Here is a 17,955-nt window from a genome sequence, read left to right as displayed (position 1 = left end):
TTGATGAACGGAGGGGTTTAATGGAAAAGCTAAAACGAAAAATTGCAGAGCATGGCACGGTGTTGTCTGACGAAGTGCTGAAAGTTGATTCATTTTTAAATCATCAAATCGATCCGGAATTAATGCTTGCTGTGGGCGAAGAGTTTGCCTCGCTTTTCCGGGAGGAAGGCGTCACGAAGATTGTGACGATTGAATCCTCAGGGATAGCACCTGCCGTGATGGCAGGCTTGAAGCTGGGCGTGCCGGTAGTATTTGCAAGAAAGCGTCAATCGCTTACCTTAACGGAAAATCTGTTGACGGCTTCTGTCTATTCCTTTACAAAGAAAACGGAAAGTACGATCGCCGTATCAGCCAGCCATCTTTCAAAGGATGACAAAGTTCTGATCATCGACGATTTTTTGGCAAATGGACAAGCGGCGAAAGGGCTTGTTTCCATCATTGAGCAGGCCGGCGCAAAGGTGTGCGGAATCGGAATTGTCATCGAAAAATCATTCCAGACGGGCAGGGAGGAGCTTGACAATCTTGGAATCAGAGTCGAATCCCTTGCGCGTATTGCATCTCTTGCCGATGGAAAAGTTACCTTTTTACAGGAGGTTGGGTCATGAAACTTACGGCCGGTAAAACCGTTTCATTAAGCATTCAGCACGTCCTGGCCATGTATGCAGGAGCCGTTGTCGTGCCGCTGATCGTCGGCGGCGCTCTCGGCTTGACGCCGGCTGAGCTGACATACCTTGTGTCTGCCGACATTTTGATGTGCGGAGTGGCGACACTGCTGCAAGTTTGGAAAAACCGCTTTTTCGGAATCGGTTTGCCTGTTGTATTGGGGTGTACGTTCACAGCCGTTTCCCCGATGATTGCGATCGCTTCGAAATACGGTATTCCAGCGATCTATGGAAGCATCATCGCAGGCGGTGTGATTGTCGTTATCGTTTCTTTTTTCTTCGGAAAGCTTGTTAAGTTTTTCCCTCCCGTGGTCACAGGATCGGTTGTCACGGTGATTGGGATCACCTTGATTCCCGTTGCGATGAACAACATGGCCGGCGGTGAAGGCAGCAGCGATTTCGGCGAGCTGTCCAATCTTGCATTAGCTTTTTCCGTTTTGCTGGTCATCGTCCTTTTATATCGTTTTACAACAGGATTTATCAAATCAATTTCCATTTTAATCGGTTTAATCGCAGGAACAGCCGGCGCCGCTCTGATAGGGAAAGTTGATTTTACAGAAGTGGCAAACGCAGGCTGGGTGCAGATGATCCATCCATTTTACTTCGGCGCTCCCGTTTTTGAGGTCACACCGATCTTGACGATGTCTCTCGTGCTGATCGTCAGCCTTGTCGAGTCTACAGGCGTCTACTTTGCATTGGGTGATTTGACGGACCGCCGGCTGACAGAAAAAGATTTGGCAAAAGGCTACCGTGCCGAAGGGATTGCCGTGCTGCTGGGCGGGGTTTTCAACGCCTTCCCTTATACGGCCTATTCGCAAAACGTCGGTCTCGTCCAGCTGACAGGAGTTAAGAAAAACAGCGTGATCGCGCTCGCTGGAGCTTTTCTTATTCTGTTGGGGCTGTTTCCGAAAGCCGCTGCTTTAACGACGATCATTCCTAAACCTGTGCTCGGCGGCGCTATGGTCGCGATGTTCGGCATGGTGATCGCCTACGGGATCAAAATGCTTAGCCGGGTTGATTTCGGAAAGCAGGAGAACTTGTTGATTGTAGCGTGTTCAGTTGGAATCGGCCTCGGCGTGACGGTCGTACCGCAAATGTTTCAAAACCTTCCTGATGCCGTCAAGCTTTTGACAGAGAACGGAATTGTCGCGGGAAGCTTTACAGCCATTCTCTTGAATGCGATCTTTCACATCCATCCGTTTTCTCGTCATGCTGAACAACCAGAAGCAGTTCCAACTGAAAAATCCGCTGTTTAAAACCTCACAGATTGTGAGGTTTTTTTGCATTGCGGATTAGCCATACTACCGGTATGAAGAGGAGGCGTAACGAATGGAAACTGTGAATGAGCTTGTCGAACGCATCAGCACGAAAGACGGCGGTGAAGCTGTCATCCGTCCCGTCAAAATGGCGGATGCTCCTGATATCATTGAAGCGGTAAAAGATGTGATTCATACCGGTGTTTACATCCAAAAAGAACGGCCGCGCACACTTGAGGAAGAGCGGGCATTCATCAGCGATATGATGGAAAAGGATAACATGTATGCGGCGGTTGAAATCGATGGTGCGGTGTACGGAATTGCCCGTGTCATTCGCGGCGACCTCAAAATGAAGCGGCACACGGGGCTGTTCAGAACCTGGCTTCACAGCAAAGCGCAAGGTCTTGGGATCGGCAGGGAAATCATGTCCTACACCCTGAAATGGTGCAGGCTGCATCGCCTGCATAAGCTCTGCTTGACCGTTTTTTCCGAAAATGAAGCAGCGCTGTCGCTCTATAAGAAAAGCGGCTTTATCGTTGAAGGGGTTCAAAAGGAACAGGTTTTGTCGGACGGGAAATATGAAGATGAAGTGCTGATGGCCTATTTTTTCAACGGGTCCACATAAGGCCGCCAAATTCGGGAGAAGCTGTAAACAGAGGTGGTGTTATGGCCTATGTCATTTCGGCGGGGACAAGCATTCCGCGCTGCCATGTCGACCAGAAGGAAGCAGCCGTTTTTGCGAGGGAGATGTTCAAAGATTCATTTAAAGACATTGATCGTCTGCTGTCAGCTTTTCAAAATGGCGAAATCGCTTCACGGCAATTTGTCATGCCTTTGGATTGGTACAAAGAGGCCAAGAGCTTCAAGGAGAAAAATCAAACGTACATTGATATGGCTGTCAGACACAGTGCTGAAGCCGTTTCGAATTGTCTGTCGGACGACCGTTTTTTGAAAAAAGAAATCCCTTGCGGAAAAATTGACGCGATTTTTTTTATTTCCTCTACAGGCATCTCGACTCCCAGCATTGAAGCGAAGCTTATGAACATTCTGCCTTTTTCAAAACGGGCGAAGCGGATCCCGATCTGGGGGCTAGGCTGTGCAGGAGGGGCTTCAGGTATAGCGCGGGCATTCGAATACTGCAAAGCGTTTCCAAAAGCCCATGTCCTTGTGATTGCGGCGGAGCTGTGCAGTTTAACGTTTCAAAAGGATGATCAATCGAAAAGCAATCTTATCGGCACATCTTTATTTGGCGATGGAATCGCCGCGCTTTTAATGTGCGGCAAGGAAGCGGATTTCTCAGAAGCCAGATTTGAGGTTCTTCCGGAAGTATTGGGCTCACAATCCAGCACCTTGGAAGATTCGGAAGAGGTCATGGGATGGGAAATCAATGACAACGGTTTTCGCGTCGTTTTTTCCAGGGACATTCCGACATTGATCAAAACACACTTAAAGAACGATATCGAAGCATTTCTGAATAAAGAACATATCGCTTTGGAGAACATTCAAGTATTTCTGGCCCACCCTGGCGGAAAAAAAGTTCTCGACGCTTATATGGAAAGCCTTGGCTTTTCCGAAGCGCACATCGACTGTTCACGAAAAATTTTGGCCAGGCACGGCAATATGTCATCGGCCACTGTGATGCATGTTTTAAAGGAATATTGCTTGCATGGCGGCCCCGTGCCGGGAAAATACGGTCTCTTAGGGGCGCTCGGACCGGGCTTTTCATCGGAGCTGCTGCTCTTGAGATGGACAAAAAGAGAGTGACTGACACATGTTTTGGACGATTTTAAGCATTTTTGCCGCCCAGCGCCTGCTTGAGCTGGCAGTCGCGAAGTTCAACGAAAAAAACGCTCTGAAAGAGGGAGCGGTCGAATACGGGAAACGTCATTACCCTTACATCGTCGCGATGCATGTTTCGTTTTTCGTATCTTTGATTTGGGAAACGACCGCTTTTCAACGCGGAACCCTTCCGATGGCGCTTGTCGTATTGACAGGCCTCATCTTCACGCAGGTTCTCCGGTATTGGGCGCTCTTTTCACTGGGGAAATGCTGGAACACGAAAATCCTTGTCATCCCTGGAACGAATCTTGTCCGAAAGGGGCCCTATCAATGGATTAAACATCCGAACTATTTGGCGGTCGCTCTTGAATTTCTGCTTTTGCCCCTGCTTTTTCAGGCATACGCCACCGCACTTTTATTTACGGTGCTCAACGCTGCTGTCATGTACATCCGCATTCGTACGGAAGAACAGGCATTAGAAAAATTACACCATTGAAAATGATTATCATTTCATTTATAATGATGATAAACATTCTCATTATAGGATGGTGAGTCGCGTATGACGATGTTTTTTCTACTGGCGGCCGTCAGTACATACAGTTTATTGATTGGATATGTCTTAAAAGGAATCGCAGGAGCGAATCCGCAAAAATAAATAGATACACGTGCTGAAGCTGCCGAAACCGGCAGCTTTTTCTCGTTTTTCTTTCCGATTGTGAAGAAAAATACAGCAAGGTTGTGTAAAATGGGAGAAAGGGCTAAGATGGCAAACAACAACGCATAAAAGGGGTAGGAAACATGGCACAAATAAACACGAAAGACGATCTGATGAAAAGAGCCGGAGCGGTTTTCGGGGAGCTCACAAAAAACGGGGATGACAAGCGGTCGGCGCAGCTTGCGGGCATCATCCGAAAATGGCTGAGAAAAGAAGTGTACATCGCGTTAACCGGACACTATTCAGCAGGGAAATCATCGCTTTTGAACGCGCTGCTTCAGGAAGAAGTCCTGCCGACAAGTCCGATTCCGACGAGCGCCAATCTCGTGCTGGTCCGCCGGGGAGAAATGAAAACAACACTCCATACGGTCGATGGAAGATACGCTCAGATGGACGGCTCTTATGATAAAGAAAAAGTGCAGGCGTACTGCAGGGACGGCAGCCAGATTGAAATGGTGGAAATCGGGGGGCCTTTTTCAGGAATAGCGCCTCAGGCCGTCTTAATCGACACGCCTGGAATTGATTCTACAGACGATGCTCATTTTCTATCGGCGTCTTCGATTCTTCACCAGGCGGATGCCTTGTTTTATGTCGTGCACTACAATCATGTCCATTCCGAAGAAAATGTGAAATTTCTTCGATCAATAAAAGATAAGATACCCAATATTTTTTTCATCGTGAACCAGATTGACCGCCATGACGAAGCTGAAACAGACTTCCACGCCTATAAAAAGCAAGTTCTAGATATGCTGCTGAAAGAAGGGATCAGTGAAGAACACCTCTTTTTTACATCGGTCACCGCAGCCGATCATCCGCTCAACGAATTCAACCGGCTCCGTGCTGAGCTGGAAAGACTGCAGCATCAATCCGAACAGCAGCTGCAGGCATATACGGAGCAAAAAATCAGCAGCTTGATTCATGAACATATCAAAATGCTGATCAGTGACGAAGATACGGCTCTGTCTGAAGAAACCGCTTCCTTAAGAGAAACCGTCGAGACTTTAAAATCACAGCTTGCCGATTTGACAGAACAGGAAAAACGGGCGGAGGAACAAATCAAAAAAGACATCCAAACGATTGCCCAAAACGCAAATATAACGCCGTTTGAGATGAGAGAGCTGGCCAAATCGTATTTGGAATCAATCGAAAAGGGCTTTAAAAAAGGAATTCTTTTCAGTAAGGCCAAAACGCTTGAAGAAAAACAAAAACGAAAAGAAGCTTTTCTTGCCGACGTCCAAAAAAGGGTTCAAGCCGAAATCGATTGGCATGTCATTGAAGCAATCAAGGCATTCATGAAATGCTTTAACGTCCAGAATGATGAAATGCTTCGGGAAGTTCTTCAATTTCGGACCGTGATAGATGAAAACGACCTGCTTCGTTCCCGGAAAAAAGGGGCTGAGCTTACACCGGAATACGTGCTGAACTACACGAAAGAACTGGCTGAAAACATCAGAAGAAAGGCGAAGAGACAAGCGCAGCCGCTCATCGACCAGCTCAAAACCTTTATTAAAGAAAGAAGCGTCCTGCAGGCGGAAGCGATAAAAGCTGAATATGATGCGGAACAAGCGAAGCTCGCCGAGCGCGAAAGACGGTTGATTGAGCAGCAGAAGTCATATGAAAAAGCAAACCGTCTCTGGGATCAATGGGAACACGGCAATCAGAGCGATCTGCCGGCGAATTGGTATGCCGCCGAAAGAAAGCCCCTTGAAAAAACGCTTGATGCGAAGCGAGCGGAACCGGTCCGTGCACAAGGGGAAAACAGCAGCCGTAAAGACGAGGCTCTTCATCCGAAAAAGGGCGTTTCTGAGTCCATTGAGCACTTTTTCGAACTTGCCCGGATTTTGGCGGATATCCCGGCTTTAGAAAAGCAGAGAAAAGCATTCCTGCACAAAACGGAGCGCCTTCATACAAGGCAGTTTACCCTGGCGCTCTTCGGCGCATTCAGTTCCGGCAAATCGTCTTTTGCAAATGCGCTTTGCGGGCGGAAAGTGCTGCCGTCATCTCCGACGCCGACAACGGCAACGATTAATAAAATAACAAAACCGTCGGGAACCAAAAGGGACGGGACAGCCGAAGTCGCTTTTAAAACGGAAGGGGAAATCACAGCTGAACTGGATCAGCTTTTAGATGGAAAAATGGCTTCAGCAAAAGGCTCCGCTTTTGGCGAAAAACTTAAAAACCTCTTGAAAAAAGAGGAACTGCACGATGATGAACGGCTGCTGATCAAGAACTTCCTCAAGGCTTATAAGCGTTATGGTTCATATATCAATGATCAGGAAATCCTGACGATTTCCGCTGACGATCTGCATCCGTATGTCGCTGAAGAACAAACGGCCTGTGCCGTCCGCGAAGTCACCGTTTATTTGAGCACACCGGTCACGGAGAAAGGAATAACAATCGTCGATACACCGGGAGCCAGCAGCATGAATAAACGGCATACTGAACTTGCGTTTCAATACATGAAAGATGCTGATGCCCTGCTTTACTTAACATACTACCAGCATTCATTTTCCAAAGCGGACCGGTCGTTTTTGCGCAAGCTGGGGCTCATTAAAGACGCTTTCAGCATGGATAAAATGTTTTTTATTTTAAATGCGGCTGACCTCGCGAAAAGCCCGGTCGAATTACAGACGGTTGAAGACTATGTAAGGGGAGAGCTCTTGAAAGAAGGCATCCAAAATCCGCACCTGTACCATGTATCGAGCAAGCAGGAGCTCAACAAAAAAACTTCGCCGTACAACGACTTCAGCAGGCTAAAGCGGGAGCTCGACGATTTTATCGAAAACGGTTTGGCCAGAACAGCTGTCGAAGAGCTGCTTGATGAAGGCAAAAAACTGTGTGAAACCGTCTTTCAGCTCCGCGGTTCACTGCACCGTTCCGCTGAAGAAAAGGAAGCGGAGCAAAAGCGCGTCGCAAAAGCTTATCAAGAGGCTTTGGCTGCGATTGAAGAAGCAGAGAAGGGGTCATCAATCCTTCAAATGACGGAAAAGGATGTGGAAGAGCAATTTTACCACATGAAGCAGCGTCTGGCCTTTTTTGCACACGATTTATTTAAAGCTGCGATACACCCCGGGCTTCAGAACGGAGATTGGCGCGCCAATCTGCAAACCGCTTTGAAAAGCTGCTTAAAGGAGTATGAATTCGAATTTTTGCAGGAACTAAAAGCGCTTGATATCAGAATGGAAAATTTGATGCTGAAATTTGCGGGCGAACAATGGGCAAATGCCGTAAAAGAGCGGCTTGCCGGCAATCCTTATTTTTCGGTTCATATCCAGGCTGACCGGCCTGAGACCGAAAGCTGGGAAACGACTGAAGCGTCAGCGGATGAAGGGGAGTTTACAGATGAACTGAAAATGTTCAAAACACCTAAAACGTTTTTTCAGCAAAATGGCAAAGCCCGGCTTGTCGAGGCGTTTACTGCAAAGCTTTCGGCGATCACGGACAATTGGATTCAACGTGAAAAGCAGACATTTTTAAACCGCTGCAAAACGAGCGCCGGTCAATTACAGAAAGCGGCTGTTCTATCCGCAAAAGCTCAACTCGAAGAACAAAAAGAAGCATATTTTCATGAGGCGCTGGAGAGCGCAGAGCGCGAAAACATTGAAAAAGCGCATGCCTTGGCAGGCGAATGGCTCCGCTCATGTTGAATCAGATTGATATTGGTATGGATATCTGGCTGGCAGGCATGATAGACTGAATAAAAAAAGAAGGGAATTAGACGATGACAAACGTTCATGAAGCGATTACAGCACATTCAAAAAAACAGCACCAGCACATCAAGCAGTTCGTGCGTCTCGAACAGGAGAGGGAAAAAGCAATCGATGATGTGGTCGATAAGTGCCGGCGTAACGAAGCATTTTCAACCGACCTCATCAACCAAATTACAGTGCAGATGAACGAATTGGCCAAAAAAGGCATCGTTCCCACAAGACGGCTCGTCTCGAAGGAAATGGTTGCCGAATACGTCAGCCGAAAATATCCGCAGGCCTAGCTGGTGGATCCTTCCGCGTGTGGCGTCATGTGTTTTTGCAAAACATAAACCATGACCCGCCCGCTGGAGGTGAAGTGTAATGGGAAGAACAAAGCTTGGCAACGCGAATGCACAGCGAAACAACAACGCTAAAAAGAAGAACGGCTTTAACACTGAATTTGCGACTGAATCCTATTCGCAAATGGAAGCCGCAAAATTAATCTCAAGCAAAAAACAGCACCAAAAATAGAAACAGCGTCGCTAGACGCTGTTTTCATCATTTTTGCTCCTGTGGTACAATAAGTGCATTGTATGATGAAAGGAAGTTTCCATAATGAACAAGAAGCTGCTGCTTGTAGACGGGATGGCTTTATTATTCCGGTCTTTTTTTGCGACTGCGGTGCACCGTAATTTTATGCTGAATGACAAAGGCGTGCCGACAAACGGGGTTCACGGTTTTTTAAAGCATCTGTTAACCGCTGCGTCTGCGTTTGAACCGAGCCATGTCATCTGCTGCTGGGACATGGGAAGCAAAACGTACCGAAACGATTTATTTAAGGACTATAAAGCGAACCGGAGCGAGCCGCCTCTAGAATTGATTCCGCAATTTGACATGGCGAAGGAAGCGGCGGAAGAGCTCGGGATTTTAAATATCGGCCTTGCGGGCTATGAAGCCGATGACTGCATCGGCACCCTGACAGCGATGTTCAGCGAAGAAGCGGACATCACGATCGTCACCGGTGATAAAGATTTACTTCAGCTTTTAACAGTCAATGTTAAAGTTGCCCTGCTTCAAAAAGGAATCGGCAATTATAAGGTATACACAGAAGAATCATTCAGTGAAGAGACAGGTATCGAACCGAAAGCTTTGATTGACATTAAAGCGCTGATGGGCGATACAAGCGATAATTATCCGGGTGTAAAAGGCATCGGCGAAAAAACGGCCTACAAGCTGATCAAGGAATATTCGACTGTTGACCGGCTGCTGGAAAACATCGGTCAGCTGACGAAGGGCCAGCAGACGAAAATAACCGAATGTCTAGAAGATCTGAAGATGTCCAGAATTCTTGCAGAAATTAAATGCGATGTACCGCTTTCCTGCTCATTGGACGATGCGGACTTCACCTTGATGCATGACAGGGCAAAGGAGATGCTGAGACTTCATCAAATACGGGGAATCGAGCCGCTGCTGATGAAATTCGAAAAAAGAGAGATCGGATAAACCGATCTCTCTAATGTTTTGTATTGCTTTTTTTCGCCCGGTTTTCAAGCTCGGTTTTTGGGTCTGTATGACGGTTATCCCGGTTCAATACAATATCACCCTGGGGCGTGACACCGCCTGTCAGACGGCCTCTTCCTGCTGAATGCTGTTTTTCCACATGAACCACCTCACTCGTTATGATGTGCAGCGGGAATGGAATTTACTCGGGTTGGTTCAGCAATATCGCTTTTTTCGCAAGCTTGTCAGCCGCTTGATTTGACTTCGAAGGAATCCACTTGATAAAAAATAAATCAAAATCCTTTTTTAAGCGGATGATAGCATCCAGATAAGGCTTGAAAGCCTGATTTTTGACAAACTCCGAATCCGCCGTGCGCTCGACGATCTGCGAATCGGTCCGAAACGAAACGATCCGGTAGTTTCGTTCGGCGCACAGCTTCATTCCTTCGATCAGCGCCATGAATTCTGCTTCATGGTTGCTCAGTGAGCCGGCGGGAAGGGAGAAGGACTCGGTCTTCTGGCCGTCTTTGATAAAAATGCCAAGTCCGGACGGTCCGGGATCCCCGGCGCTTGCTCCGTCAATATACACCTCAACCGGCATTGTTTTCGCTCCTTTCATCCAAAGGGGTGATCCTTTTAGCGGCATAAGCGTACGGCGCTGCGAATACGGCTACAACGAATTTCAAGACGTATGTCGTGATAAAAATCTGAATCCATACATCCAGCGGATAAGCGCCCATAAACGCGACGCTCGTAAAAATCAACGTATCAAGCAGCTGGCTTAAGGCTGTACTGCCGCTGTTGCGAAGCCACAGTGCCCGGTCGGAAGGAAATAACCTTCTGATTCCCGAATATACATAAACATCAAGCGTTTGGCTGATGATATAGGCGAGCAGGCTGCCGAGGGCCACGCGGGGCAAGAAGCCGAATATCGTCTCCAGCGCAGGCTGTGCGATGTCTTCGGGATGCGGCTTGAATAGGAGCGCTCCCTGCATGACGAGCGTCAAGGTAATCAGAATGAAAAAACCGATTGAAACGGCTTTTTTCGCTTCTTCCTTTCCGTATCTTTCATTGATGACGTCGGTCGCAAAAAACACGCTTCCGTACAGGATGTTGCCGAGCGTCGCAGTCAAACCGAACAGCTCGACCGTTTTGACTACCTCGATATTGGCGGCGGCTGTCGCAAAACCGATCCAGACAAATAAACCGGTCTTGCCAAATCGTTTAAAAAAGAAGAGAACAATGATAAAATTAATGATCGCAAAACTAATCCATAATATTTCGTTAAACAAGAACGGGTACTTCCTTTCTGAATAAACTGTTTTGATTATAGCATAACAAGCCATAATTTGAATAAAGGTGATTTTGTGAAACTGAGAGCAGGAATGAAAATCAAGATTAAAGGGTCTTCACCCATTCAATTTACAGCCGATGAATGGATCGAAGTGAAAGAGGCAGTGGCGGCGGGGCGTCAGCTTTCTCAAAGCCCGTATGTCACTGAACTTGAATTCGAAGATGAGAAGGGCAGCTTTTGGACCCTGAAAGAACTGGAAAAGCTGAAAGAAGAACTTGCGGCTGAACCGGATGAGATCACCGTGTATTTTGACGGCAGCTATGATAAAGAAAGTCAGCTCGCCGGTTTAGGCATTGTGATTTATTACTCCCTCGGCGGGGAAAGGTATCGATTGAGAAAGAATAAGAGCTTTCGGCTGACAACGAATAACGAAGCGGAATATGCGGCTCTCTACGAAGCCGTTAAAGAGCTTAGAGACCTCGGGGCAAGCAGGAACTCCGTCGTCATTAAAGGGGATTCGCTCGTCGTTCTGAATCAGCTTGAAGGCAGCTGGCCATGCTATGATCCCGTTCATTCGAAATGGCTGGACAGAATCGAAAGCCAGCTTCAAAAATTAAAGCTCACGCCCACCTATATTCAAATCAGCCGTAAAGACAATAAGGAAGCGGACCAGCTCGCAAAAAAAATGCTTGAGCATACCATTGTGGAAAGCACAATCAAACTAGATGAATAACGGAGATGAACGTTTTGGATAAGAAAGAGATCTTTAAGGAACTGACACATTTGCAGGACACCTACTGTGAAGGGTGCTTCATCAAAAAACACTTCAGAAAAGAATACGGAAAAACGTATGCCCACGCATTTTGCATTTCAAAATGTACGGTCGGAGAAAAGCTCCGCACCTATGGAGACGTGCTGACAAACAAAAATTGATCCCCGAAAATTCCCCTATAGGCCATAATCCATGCAATCTGGGGTTTTCGGGCCACGCTAAAAAACCGCGTTCAGCGGTTTTTTTAATGCTGTGATTCATCAAGCTGATGCTGGCAATCATTTAGTATGTTGAGCTGTTCGTTTAAAAAATCTTCATCCAGTGCGGCTAATTCCTCAGCCTGTGACAGCTGTCTGGCATCTTCAATGGATTGATACGCCGATTTCAGCAAAGTGGAGCTCTTTTGCCTCGTTGCCATTCCCGTCGTTTTTTGAGCAGTTTCTACGGCAATTTCAAGCTGCTTGCGCTGATTAAATCCGGTTTCGAGATCATCGCGATGGTCTGATTTCATGATCATACACCTCCGACAAGTATTTTTTCTAAAAAGGCATTTTTATGTGTAAAATAGAAAAAATAAAGTAAAATTAATCCGATATAACTATTGAACCTAAAAAATATAAGTCTTTATTACTAATTTAGGTAATCATAAAAAAAGGAGTCTGAGGAACAGTGGAAAGCAATGAACTGCAAACCGTTCTTCACAAGACATTTGTGGAGGTATATAAAGATCTTGAACAGCTCGTTGATATCGCTAAAAAGGGGCGTCCATCTCTCGAGAAGAACATTGAGGAAATCGAGCAAAGGCTGAAGCAAAATATACTGGCGATCGAAATTCAGCTGAAAATTAAATAGGAGAGGCAGAAATTGCCTCTCCTCTTATTTGAAGTCTCATTTTGTCTTGATTTTGTTAAAGCTTCACAACGTTAGATGCTTGAGGTCCACGATTACCTTCAACAATTTCGAAAGAAACTTCTTGTCCTTCTTCTAGAGATTTGTATCCTTCACCTTCGATTGCAGTGAAATGAACGAATACATCGTCTCCGCCTTCAACTTCGATGAAGCCGAAGCCTTTTTCATTGTTAAACCATTTTACTTTACCGTTTTGCATATTGCTTAATCCTCCTAGTACTGTAGCACAATGTGCTAAAAAAAATTTTCATCATCTAACGGTGTTCTGCTAAATGATGGTTTCACTATACACTATCCATGGATGCTTCGTCAAGCTGTCAAGAGAAAAAAATGAACTTTAATGCTTTTTTTAGGAATTTCTTTGAAATCGTTTTCAATTTATGGTTATTCATCATCAAGCGGGTGAAACATTTTAAGCGTCGGTCCGTATATAATAAAACCAATATCAGGAATGCGAACAGGAGTGTTTAGAGATGAACCGTTATTCAGTTGATGAGTTTGTATCCAAAACCCAGCAGGAAGACAAAGGGGAGGGGCTGTTTGAAATGGAAACGCCCCGTCTCTTGGAAGTCAATCTCGACGGAAAAGTGTGGGCAAAGGCCGGTTCAATGGTTTCCTATAGAGGAAGAGTCAAATTTAAGCGAGAAGGGGTATTTGAACACGGAATTGGACGGATGGTGAAAAAAGTGTTCAGCGGCGAAGGGGCTGCCCTGATGAAAGCGGAAGGAAACGGAAAGGTGTATCTAGCGGATCAGGGAAAGAAGATATCCATCTTAAACTTGAAAGATGACTCCATATTTGTAAATGGACATGATCTGCTCGCATTTGAACCGTCGATCCATTGGGACATTAAACTGATGAAAAGAATTTCCGGCATGCTGGCCGGCGGACTGTTTAACATTAAGCTTGAGGGAACTGGAATGGCTGCCATTACAAGCCACTACGAGCCGCTCACTTTGATCGTAACCCCGGAAAGCCCCGTCTATACCGATCCAAACGCAACGGTTGCCTGGTCTGGAAGCCTTCAGCCTGAATTTGTGACAGATGTTTCTTTTAAGACGTTCATCGGCAGGGGAAGCGGGGAATCCATCCAAATGAAGTTTTCAGGGAATGGGTTTGTCGTTGTACAGCCATTTGAAGAAGTTTATTACTCGGAATCTTAGCATCAAAAAAACACTTGCAGAGCAAGTGTTTTTTTGAATCGGGCGTTTTTTAGGACAGCGCCCGGACAGTCTGTTTTTTGTTCATGATGATTTCAGACTGCTCGATAATGTCCGTCAGGATGACTTCTGATGAATTGGATAAATGCAGGCTTTTAATGTTTTTCTTCATTTCGTTTAATTTTTTCTCATCAGCCAAAAGGGAAGAGACTGACTCAAGAATCTCCTCATGCCTGTTGACGACGATGGCAGCCCCTCTGTCTTCGAAGAACAGGGCATTTTCCTTTTCCTGTCCGGGAACAGGCTTGTAAAGGATGACGGGAACGCCGATTGCCGTGGCCTCCGTCAGGGTGATTCCGCCCGGCTTTGTGATCATGCAGTCTGCCACCCTGAACAGCTCGTCAATTCTTTCGATGTAACCGAGCGTTCTCAGCTTGTTTGGATAAAGGGCTTCAATGTCTTCCAATGAAGATTTCAGCATCGTATTTTTTCCGCACACGACAACGACTTGAACATCCTCTTTCGTCACCAGAGATTCACACAGTTCTTTTACGTTTTTAAGAACCCCGTGGGCGCCTGCCATGATCAGCAATATCTTCTTGTCGGGAGACAGCTGATACTTCTCGTAGATTTTATCTTTGTCCATTTCTTCTTCAAACTGCCTGCGGATCGGAATGCCCGTGATCTTGACGTTGCTAGGGTGAGTGCCGATCTCGAGCAGCTTTTCCTTCACGTAATCAGTTGCTACGTAATATTTATCAATATGTTCGTGGACCCAAATTTTATGAAGACAGAAATCCGTCATGACGTTAAAAGTCGGAATGACTTTTCCCATTCTCCGTCTGTATTCGGGCACGACAATCATTGGAAACGTATTGATGATAATGTCTGGCTGATGTTTTTTAACCAGTTGGTCCAGCCGTTTATTTCCCATTTTGAAATAAATATTAAACTTCCTTTTATTGTAAATTTTATCGACTCCATAGTAGAAAAGGCGATAAAACTGTTTGCCGATTGAGAAGCTTTTCAAGTAGAGATACTGCGTAATCTCTGACACAATCGGATTTGATTCTTGATACAAATTCGAAACAGTTACATTCTTAAAACCGAGCCTTTCGCACTCTTGGTAGAGCGTTTTGGCTACTTGAACATGGCCATTTCCGTAATTTGCAGTCAAAATTAATATATTTTTATTGGTATTCAAGCATATTCACCTCAATTAATTCAAACAGCAAGAGCTAAAATGGTAAAAAAACAGGAGTCAAAGTCCACTCATACCATACCATAAATATTATTTTAATTATAAATGAAGAACAAAAATTAAGGTATTTTTAAAGTATGGATCGGCAGGAAAGCGCTGGGTTCCTTATTATTCCCGCTTTCGCGGCAAAGCCGAATCCCCATTGTGGAAGACTAACCCAACTGTATTTTAACACATTTTGAATGTCTTGCATCAGACCAGGGCATGAGAATTTCATTTCCACTCATACGGCGTTTCCTGGTAAACGTAGTAGTTCAGCCAATTCATGAACAAAAGAGTCGCATGGGCTTTCCAGCGGTTTACAGGTACCGCGCCATCCGGCCCTTCTTTAAAATAATTCACCGGCGGATCAATCTCCATGTTCCTGGCTAAATCCCTTTCATACTCTTCTTTAAGAGTATCTGTATCATACTCAGGATGTCCAGTTAAAAAAACTTGTTTTTCATCCTTTGAAGCAATTAAACAGACGCCCGCTTCATCGGATATGCTGAGCACTTTTAAATGGGAAACGGCTTTCAGGTCATCCATATTGATATCTGTATGCCTGGAGTGCGGGACATAGTAGAACTCTTCAAAGCCTCTGACCAGTCTTTCATTTTTCTCCATTATTCTGTGTTCAAAAACGCCAAATGTCTTTTTCGGCAGTTTGACTTTGCGAATGCCGTAGTGATGATACAGTCCCGCCTGCGCTCCCCAGCAGATGTGAAGCGTTGACGTGACATGCGTTTTGCTCCAGTCTAAAATCTCCCGGAGTTCTTCCCAATAGGATACCTCTTCGTACTCCAAATGCTCGATCGGCGCACCGGTAATAATCATGCCGTCGAATTTTCGGTCCCTGATTGAAGAAAAAGTTGTATAAAACTGTTCCAAATGCTGCCTTGGTGTATGTTTTGGCGTGTGTGTAGACGGTATTAAAAAAGTGAAATATACCTGTAAAGGAGAATTCCCGAGCATCCTGAGCAGCTGTGTCTCGGTCTTGATTTTCTGCGGCATCAGATTAAGAATCACAATATTTAAAGGTCTGATGTCCTGATGAAAAGCCCGTTTTTCATCCATGACAAAAATATTTTCACTTTCAAGAATCTGCTTTGCTGGCAAATTGATAGGTATGTTGATAGGCAACACGCCACCTCCGGTTTTCTCCGCTGATTTTTCTTCATTATAGGAACTTTTTGGCGATATTTCAATGTGTGAATTGTGTTACAATAAAAGAAGTGTGTGAAAAATATGGAAAATCATCGTGTGATGAACCAAAAGGAGGCTCCTCTTGCAAATGAAATCCCATTTATCAGACATAGAAATCGCACAAAGAACGGAATTAAAACCGATTACCGAAATTGCACGGAAACTCAATATAAATGACGAAGAAATAGAGTGTTTTGGTTGCACAAAAGCGAAAATTTCTTTGAAAATTTTTGAGCGTTTGAAAGAAAAACCCGATGGCCAGGTGATTTTGGTAACCTCCATCAACCCGACACCGGCCGGCGAAGGGAAGTCGACTGTCACCGTCGGATTGAGCCAGGCGCTCTGGCAGATTGGCAAAAAATCGATCGTGGCGATGAGGGAGCCTTCACTCGGTCCGACAATGGGCTTGAAAGGCGGGGCTGCCGGAGGAGGGTATTCCCAGGTTCTTCCGATGGAGGACATCAACCTTCACTTTACGGGAGATATGCATGCGATCACAGCTGCAAACAACGCTTTGGCGGCTTTCATAGACAATCATATTCATCAGGGAAACGAATTAAACATCGATATCAGAAAAATCGTCTGGAAAAGGGCGCTTGATCTCAATGACAGGGCGCTGCGTGAAACCGTTGTCGGCCTGGGCGGAAAAGCGAACGGATTTCCCAGGGAAGACGGCTTTGACATTACTGTCGCTTCGGAAATCATGGCCGTTTTATGCCTGGCCAGAGACTTGGCCGATTTAAAAAAGCGCCTGGCTTCGATGATCGTCGCCTACACAGTCGACGGACAGCCGGTAACGGCCGGCATGCTCGGTGTGCAGGGAGCGCTTGCCCTCCTGTTAAAAGATGCTATCAAACCAAACCTTGTTCAGACTGTTGAAGGAACACCGGCGCTCGTCCACGGAGGACCGTTTGCAAATATCGCCCACGGGGCAAACAGTCTGATCGCGACAAAAACGGCTGCGAAGCTGGCTGACTATGTCGTGACTGAAGCGGGATTTGGCGCTGATTTGGGGGCGGAAAAATTCATGCACATCAAAACGAGAGCCGGCGGGTTCACACCGGGGGCGGTCGTGATCGTCGCCACCGTCAGAGCGCTGAAAATGCATGGCGGAACGCCTCTCGCCGATTTGAAGCAAAAAGACCTGGAAGCATTAAAAAGGGGAATTGCCAACCTTGCGAAGCATATCGAAACGATAGATGCCTTCGGTCTTCCATACGTTGTGGCTGTCAACAGATTCGTACAGGACACGGAGGACGAGCTTGAGGCCGTTCTTGGCTGGTGCAGAGACAACGGACATCCGGCTGCACTTTGCAATGTTTGGGAAGAGGGCGGAAAAGGCGGGACTGATCTCGCAAGGGAAGTCATTCATGTCATGGAGCAAAAAGACAACAGGTTTTCCTATTTATACGAATTAACCGACTCGATCGAAGACAAATTAGCCAAGATCTCCCGCACCGTTTATGGCGCCGAAGGGGTAGAGTTTACCGAAAAGGCGAAAAAACAGCTGCTTGAATTGAAAAAGAACGGGTTGGACGGACTGCCTGTCTGCGTGGCGAAAACTCAGTATTCTTTATCAGATGACCCGGGTAAAATCGGCAGGCCGAAAGGTTTTAGCATCACCGTCCGTGAATTAAAACCATCGAGGGGCGCGGGATTTATCGTCGCTTTAACTGGCAGCATTTTAACAATGCCCGGGCTGCCGAAACGTCCTGCTGCACTTAAAATGGATGTCGGTGAAGACGGCAGGGCCAAAGGTTTATTCTAAAAAGG

General features: G+C 46.1%; 21 protein-coding genes and 1 pseudogene. 15 read left to right on the top strand and 7 right to left on the bottom strand.

The window, feature by feature from the left end:
• Nucleotides 1-20: 20 nt before the first annotated feature.
• The 10 genes from xpt to MHI30_RS11585 all read left to right on the top strand — a co-directional run bounded on the left by xpt (nt 21) and on the right by MHI30_RS11585 (nt 9,604).
• Nucleotides 21-605, top strand: a complete 585-nt coding sequence (xpt, locus tag MHI30_RS11630; protein ID WP_020451903.1) for a xanthine phosphoribosyltransferase — start codon at nt 21-23, stop codon at nt 603-605.
• The gene (locus MHI30_RS11625; protein ID WP_075754161.1) at nt 602-1,918 is read left to right on the top strand and encodes a nucleobase:cation symporter-2 family protein; all 1,317 of its coding nucleotides are present in this window, start codon (nt 602-604) and stop codon (nt 1,916-1,918) included. Before xpt ends, MHI30_RS11625 begins: the two co-directional genes overlap by 4 nt.
• 73 nt (nt 1,919-1,991) lie before the next feature.
• On the top strand, nt 1,992-2,543 hold the full coding sequence (locus MHI30_RS11620; RefSeq protein WP_075754163.1) for a GNAT family protein: 552 nt from the start codon (nt 1,992-1,994) through the stop codon (nt 2,541-2,543).
• A 41-nt stretch (nt 2,544-2,584) separates the two neighbouring features.
• Nucleotides 2,585-3,682, top strand: a complete 1,098-nt coding sequence (locus tag MHI30_RS11615; protein WP_003182860.1) for a 3-oxoacyl-[acyl-carrier-protein] synthase III C-terminal domain-containing protein — start codon at nt 2,585-2,587, stop codon at nt 3,680-3,682.
• A 7-nt stretch (nt 3,683-3,689) separates the two neighbouring features.
• On the top strand, nt 3,690-4,193 hold the full coding sequence (locus MHI30_RS11610) for an isoprenylcysteine carboxylmethyltransferase family protein (protein ID WP_003182859.1): 504 nt from the start codon (nt 3,690-3,692) through the stop codon (nt 4,191-4,193).
• A gap of 63 nt (nt 4,194-4,256) precedes the next feature.
• Entirely contained in the window at nt 4,257-4,352 is a 96-nt protein-coding gene (gene fbpC / locus MHI30_RS11605) for a Fur-regulated basic protein FbpC (protein WP_003182857.1), read from the top strand.
• A 143-nt stretch (nt 4,353-4,495) separates the two neighbouring features.
• Nucleotides 4,496-8,059: a dynamin family protein gene (locus tag MHI30_RS11600; protein WP_009328018.1), complete on the top strand. Its 3,564-nt coding sequence runs from the start codon at nt 4,496-4,498 to the stop codon at nt 8,057-8,059.
• 74 nt (nt 8,060-8,133) lie between these two features.
• Nucleotides 8,134-8,403, top strand: coding sequence for a YpbS family protein (locus tag MHI30_RS11595; RefSeq protein WP_003182854.1), 270 nt, complete (start codon nt 8,134-8,136; stop codon nt 8,401-8,403).
• A 79-nt stretch (nt 8,404-8,482) separates the two neighbouring features.
• On the top strand, nt 8,483-8,632 hold the full coding sequence (locus tag MHI30_RS11590; protein WP_003182852.1) for a hypothetical protein: 150 nt from the start codon (nt 8,483-8,485) through the stop codon (nt 8,630-8,632).
• 81 nt (nt 8,633-8,713) lie between these two features.
• Entirely contained in the window at nt 8,714-9,604 is an 891-nt protein-coding gene (locus MHI30_RS11585) for a 5'-3' exonuclease (RefSeq protein WP_085959521.1), read from the top strand.
• 10 nt (nt 9,605-9,614) lie between these two features.
• Here MHI30_RS11585 and sspL read toward each other — a convergent pair whose 3' ends face one another.
• From sspL to MHI30_RS11570, 3 genes are read right to left on the bottom strand one after another with little or no spacing between them, the layout of a single operon-like run.
• Nucleotides 9,615-9,761 (bottom strand): small, acid-soluble spore protein L, encoded by a 147-nt coding sequence (gene sspL, locus MHI30_RS11580; RefSeq protein WP_003182847.1) that lies wholly within the window; start codon nt 9,759-9,761, stop codon nt 9,615-9,617.
• Nucleotides 9,762-9,803: 42 nt separating this feature from the next.
• Nucleotides 9,804-10,202, bottom strand: a complete 399-nt coding sequence (locus MHI30_RS11575; protein WP_003182846.1) for a reverse transcriptase-like protein — start codon at nt 10,200-10,202, stop codon at nt 9,804-9,806.
• The gene (locus tag MHI30_RS11570) at nt 10,192-10,893 is read right to left on the bottom strand and encodes a queuosine precursor transporter (RefSeq protein WP_003182844.1); all 702 of its coding nucleotides are present in this window, start codon (nt 10,891-10,893) and stop codon (nt 10,192-10,194) included. The genes MHI30_RS11575 and MHI30_RS11570 overlap by 11 nt, the downstream gene beginning before the upstream one ends.
• A gap of 75 nt (nt 10,894-10,968) precedes the next feature.
• Here MHI30_RS11570 and MHI30_RS11565 point away from each other — a divergent pair.
• A pseudogene (locus MHI30_RS11565) lies at nt 10,969-11,650 on the top strand (ribonuclease H family protein).
• Nucleotides 11,643-11,828, top strand: a complete 186-nt coding sequence (locus MHI30_RS11560; RefSeq protein WP_003182841.1) for a zinc-finger domain-containing protein — start codon at nt 11,643-11,645, stop codon at nt 11,826-11,828. The pseudogene MHI30_RS11565 and the gene MHI30_RS11560 overlap by 8 nt, the downstream one beginning before the upstream one ends.
• Before the next feature lie 83 nt (nt 11,829-11,911).
• On the opposite strand, the gene MHI30_RS11555 is transcribed toward MHI30_RS11560, so the two are convergent.
• Entirely contained in the window at nt 11,912-12,178 is a 267-nt protein-coding gene (locus MHI30_RS11555; RefSeq protein WP_009328020.1) for a DUF2564 family protein, read from the bottom strand.
• A 158-nt stretch (nt 12,179-12,336) separates the two neighbouring features.
• Between MHI30_RS11555 and MHI30_RS11550 the strand changes: the two genes are divergently transcribed.
• The gene (locus MHI30_RS11550) at nt 12,337-12,519 is read left to right on the top strand and encodes a hypothetical protein (RefSeq protein ID WP_003182837.1); all 183 of its coding nucleotides are present in this window, start codon (nt 12,337-12,339) and stop codon (nt 12,517-12,519) included.
• Between the two features lie 55 nt (nt 12,520-12,574).
• Here MHI30_RS11550 and cspD read toward each other — a convergent pair whose 3' ends face one another.
• Nucleotides 12,575-12,775, bottom strand: coding sequence for a cold-shock protein CspD (gene cspD / locus MHI30_RS11545; RefSeq protein ID WP_003153604.1), 201 nt, complete (start codon nt 12,773-12,775; stop codon nt 12,575-12,577).
• Between the two features lie 274 nt (nt 12,776-13,049).
• Between cspD and MHI30_RS11540 the strand changes: the two genes are divergently transcribed.
• Nucleotides 13,050-13,739, top strand: a complete 690-nt coding sequence (locus MHI30_RS11540) for an AIM24 family protein (protein WP_009328042.1) — start codon at nt 13,050-13,052, stop codon at nt 13,737-13,739.
• A gap of 49 nt (nt 13,740-13,788) precedes the next feature.
• Here MHI30_RS11540 and MHI30_RS11535 read toward each other — a convergent pair whose 3' ends face one another.
• Nucleotides 13,789-14,940, bottom strand: a complete 1,152-nt coding sequence (locus tag MHI30_RS11535; protein ID WP_003182832.1) for a diglucosyl diacylglycerol synthase — start codon at nt 14,938-14,940, stop codon at nt 13,789-13,791.
• Nucleotides 14,941-15,210: 270 nt separating this feature from the next.
• Nucleotides 15,211-16,119 carry a homoserine O-succinyltransferase gene (gene metA / locus MHI30_RS11530; RefSeq protein WP_011198058.1) on the bottom strand — a complete coding sequence of 303 codons (909 nt, stop codon included), beginning with the start codon at nt 16,117-16,119 and terminating at the stop codon, nt 15,211-15,213.
• Nucleotides 16,120-16,270: 151 nt separating this feature from the next.
• Here metA and MHI30_RS11525 point away from each other — a divergent pair, with 151 nt between their 5' ends.
• The gene (locus MHI30_RS11525; RefSeq protein ID WP_075754388.1) at nt 16,271-17,950 is read left to right on the top strand and encodes a formate--tetrahydrofolate ligase; all 1,680 of its coding nucleotides are present in this window, start codon (nt 16,271-16,273) and stop codon (nt 17,948-17,950) included.
• Nucleotides 17,951-17,955 lie beyond the last annotated feature (5 nt).

This window comes from Bacillus sp. FSL L8-0528 (assembly GCF_038593085.1).
Classification (GTDB): domain Bacteria; phylum Bacillota; class Bacilli; order Bacillales; family Bacillaceae; genus Bacillus; species Bacillus paralicheniformis.
Note: the sequence above shows the minus strand (reverse complement) of the source record. Positions and strands in the feature narration are given on the sequence as shown.

Bases quoted from the DNA above. Each gene is read 5' to 3' on its own strand.
- xpt (WP_020451903.1), top strand. From the start codon at position 21: ATGGAAAAGCTAAAACGAAAAATTGCAGAGCATGGCACGGTGTTGTCT.
- MHI30_RS11625 (WP_075754161.1), top strand. From the start codon at position 602: ATGAAACTTACGGCCGGTAAAACCGTTTCATTAAGCATTCAGCACGTC.
- MHI30_RS11620 (WP_075754163.1), top strand. From the start codon at position 1,992: ATGGAAACTGTGAATGAGCTTGTCGAACGCATCAGCACGAAAGACGGC.
- MHI30_RS11615 (WP_003182860.1), top strand. From the start codon at position 2,585: ATGGCCTATGTCATTTCGGCGGGGACAAGCATTCCGCGCTGCCATGTC.
- MHI30_RS11610 (WP_003182859.1), top strand. From the start codon at position 3,690: ATGTTTTGGACGATTTTAAGCATTTTTGCCGCCCAGCGCCTGCTTGAG.
- fbpC (WP_003182857.1), top strand. From the start codon at position 4,257: ATGACGATGTTTTTTCTACTGGCGGCCGTCAGTACATACAGTTTATTG.
- MHI30_RS11600 (WP_009328018.1), top strand. From the start codon at position 4,496: ATGGCACAAATAAACACGAAAGACGATCTGATGAAAAGAGCCGGAGCG.
- MHI30_RS11595 (WP_003182854.1), top strand. From the start codon at position 8,134: ATGACAAACGTTCATGAAGCGATTACAGCACATTCAAAAAAACAGCAC.
- MHI30_RS11590 (WP_003182852.1), top strand. From the start codon at position 8,483: ATGGGAAGAACAAAGCTTGGCAACGCGAATGCACAGCGAAACAACAAC.
- MHI30_RS11575 (WP_003182846.1), bottom strand. From the start codon at position 10,202: ATGCCGGTTGAGGTGTATATTGACGGAGCAAGCGCCGGGGATCCCGGA.
- MHI30_RS11555 (WP_009328020.1), bottom strand. From the start codon at position 12,178: ATGAAATCAGACCATCGCGATGATCTCGAAACCGGATTTAATCAGCGC.
- cspD (WP_003153604.1), bottom strand. From the start codon at position 12,775: ATGCAAAACGGTAAAGTAAAATGGTTTAACAATGAAAAAGGCTTCGGC.
- MHI30_RS11540 (WP_009328042.1), top strand. From the start codon at position 13,050: ATGAACCGTTATTCAGTTGATGAGTTTGTATCCAAAACCCAGCAGGAA.
- MHI30_RS11525 (WP_075754388.1), top strand. From the start codon at position 16,271: ATGAAATCCCATTTATCAGACATAGAAATCGCACAAAGAACGGAATTA.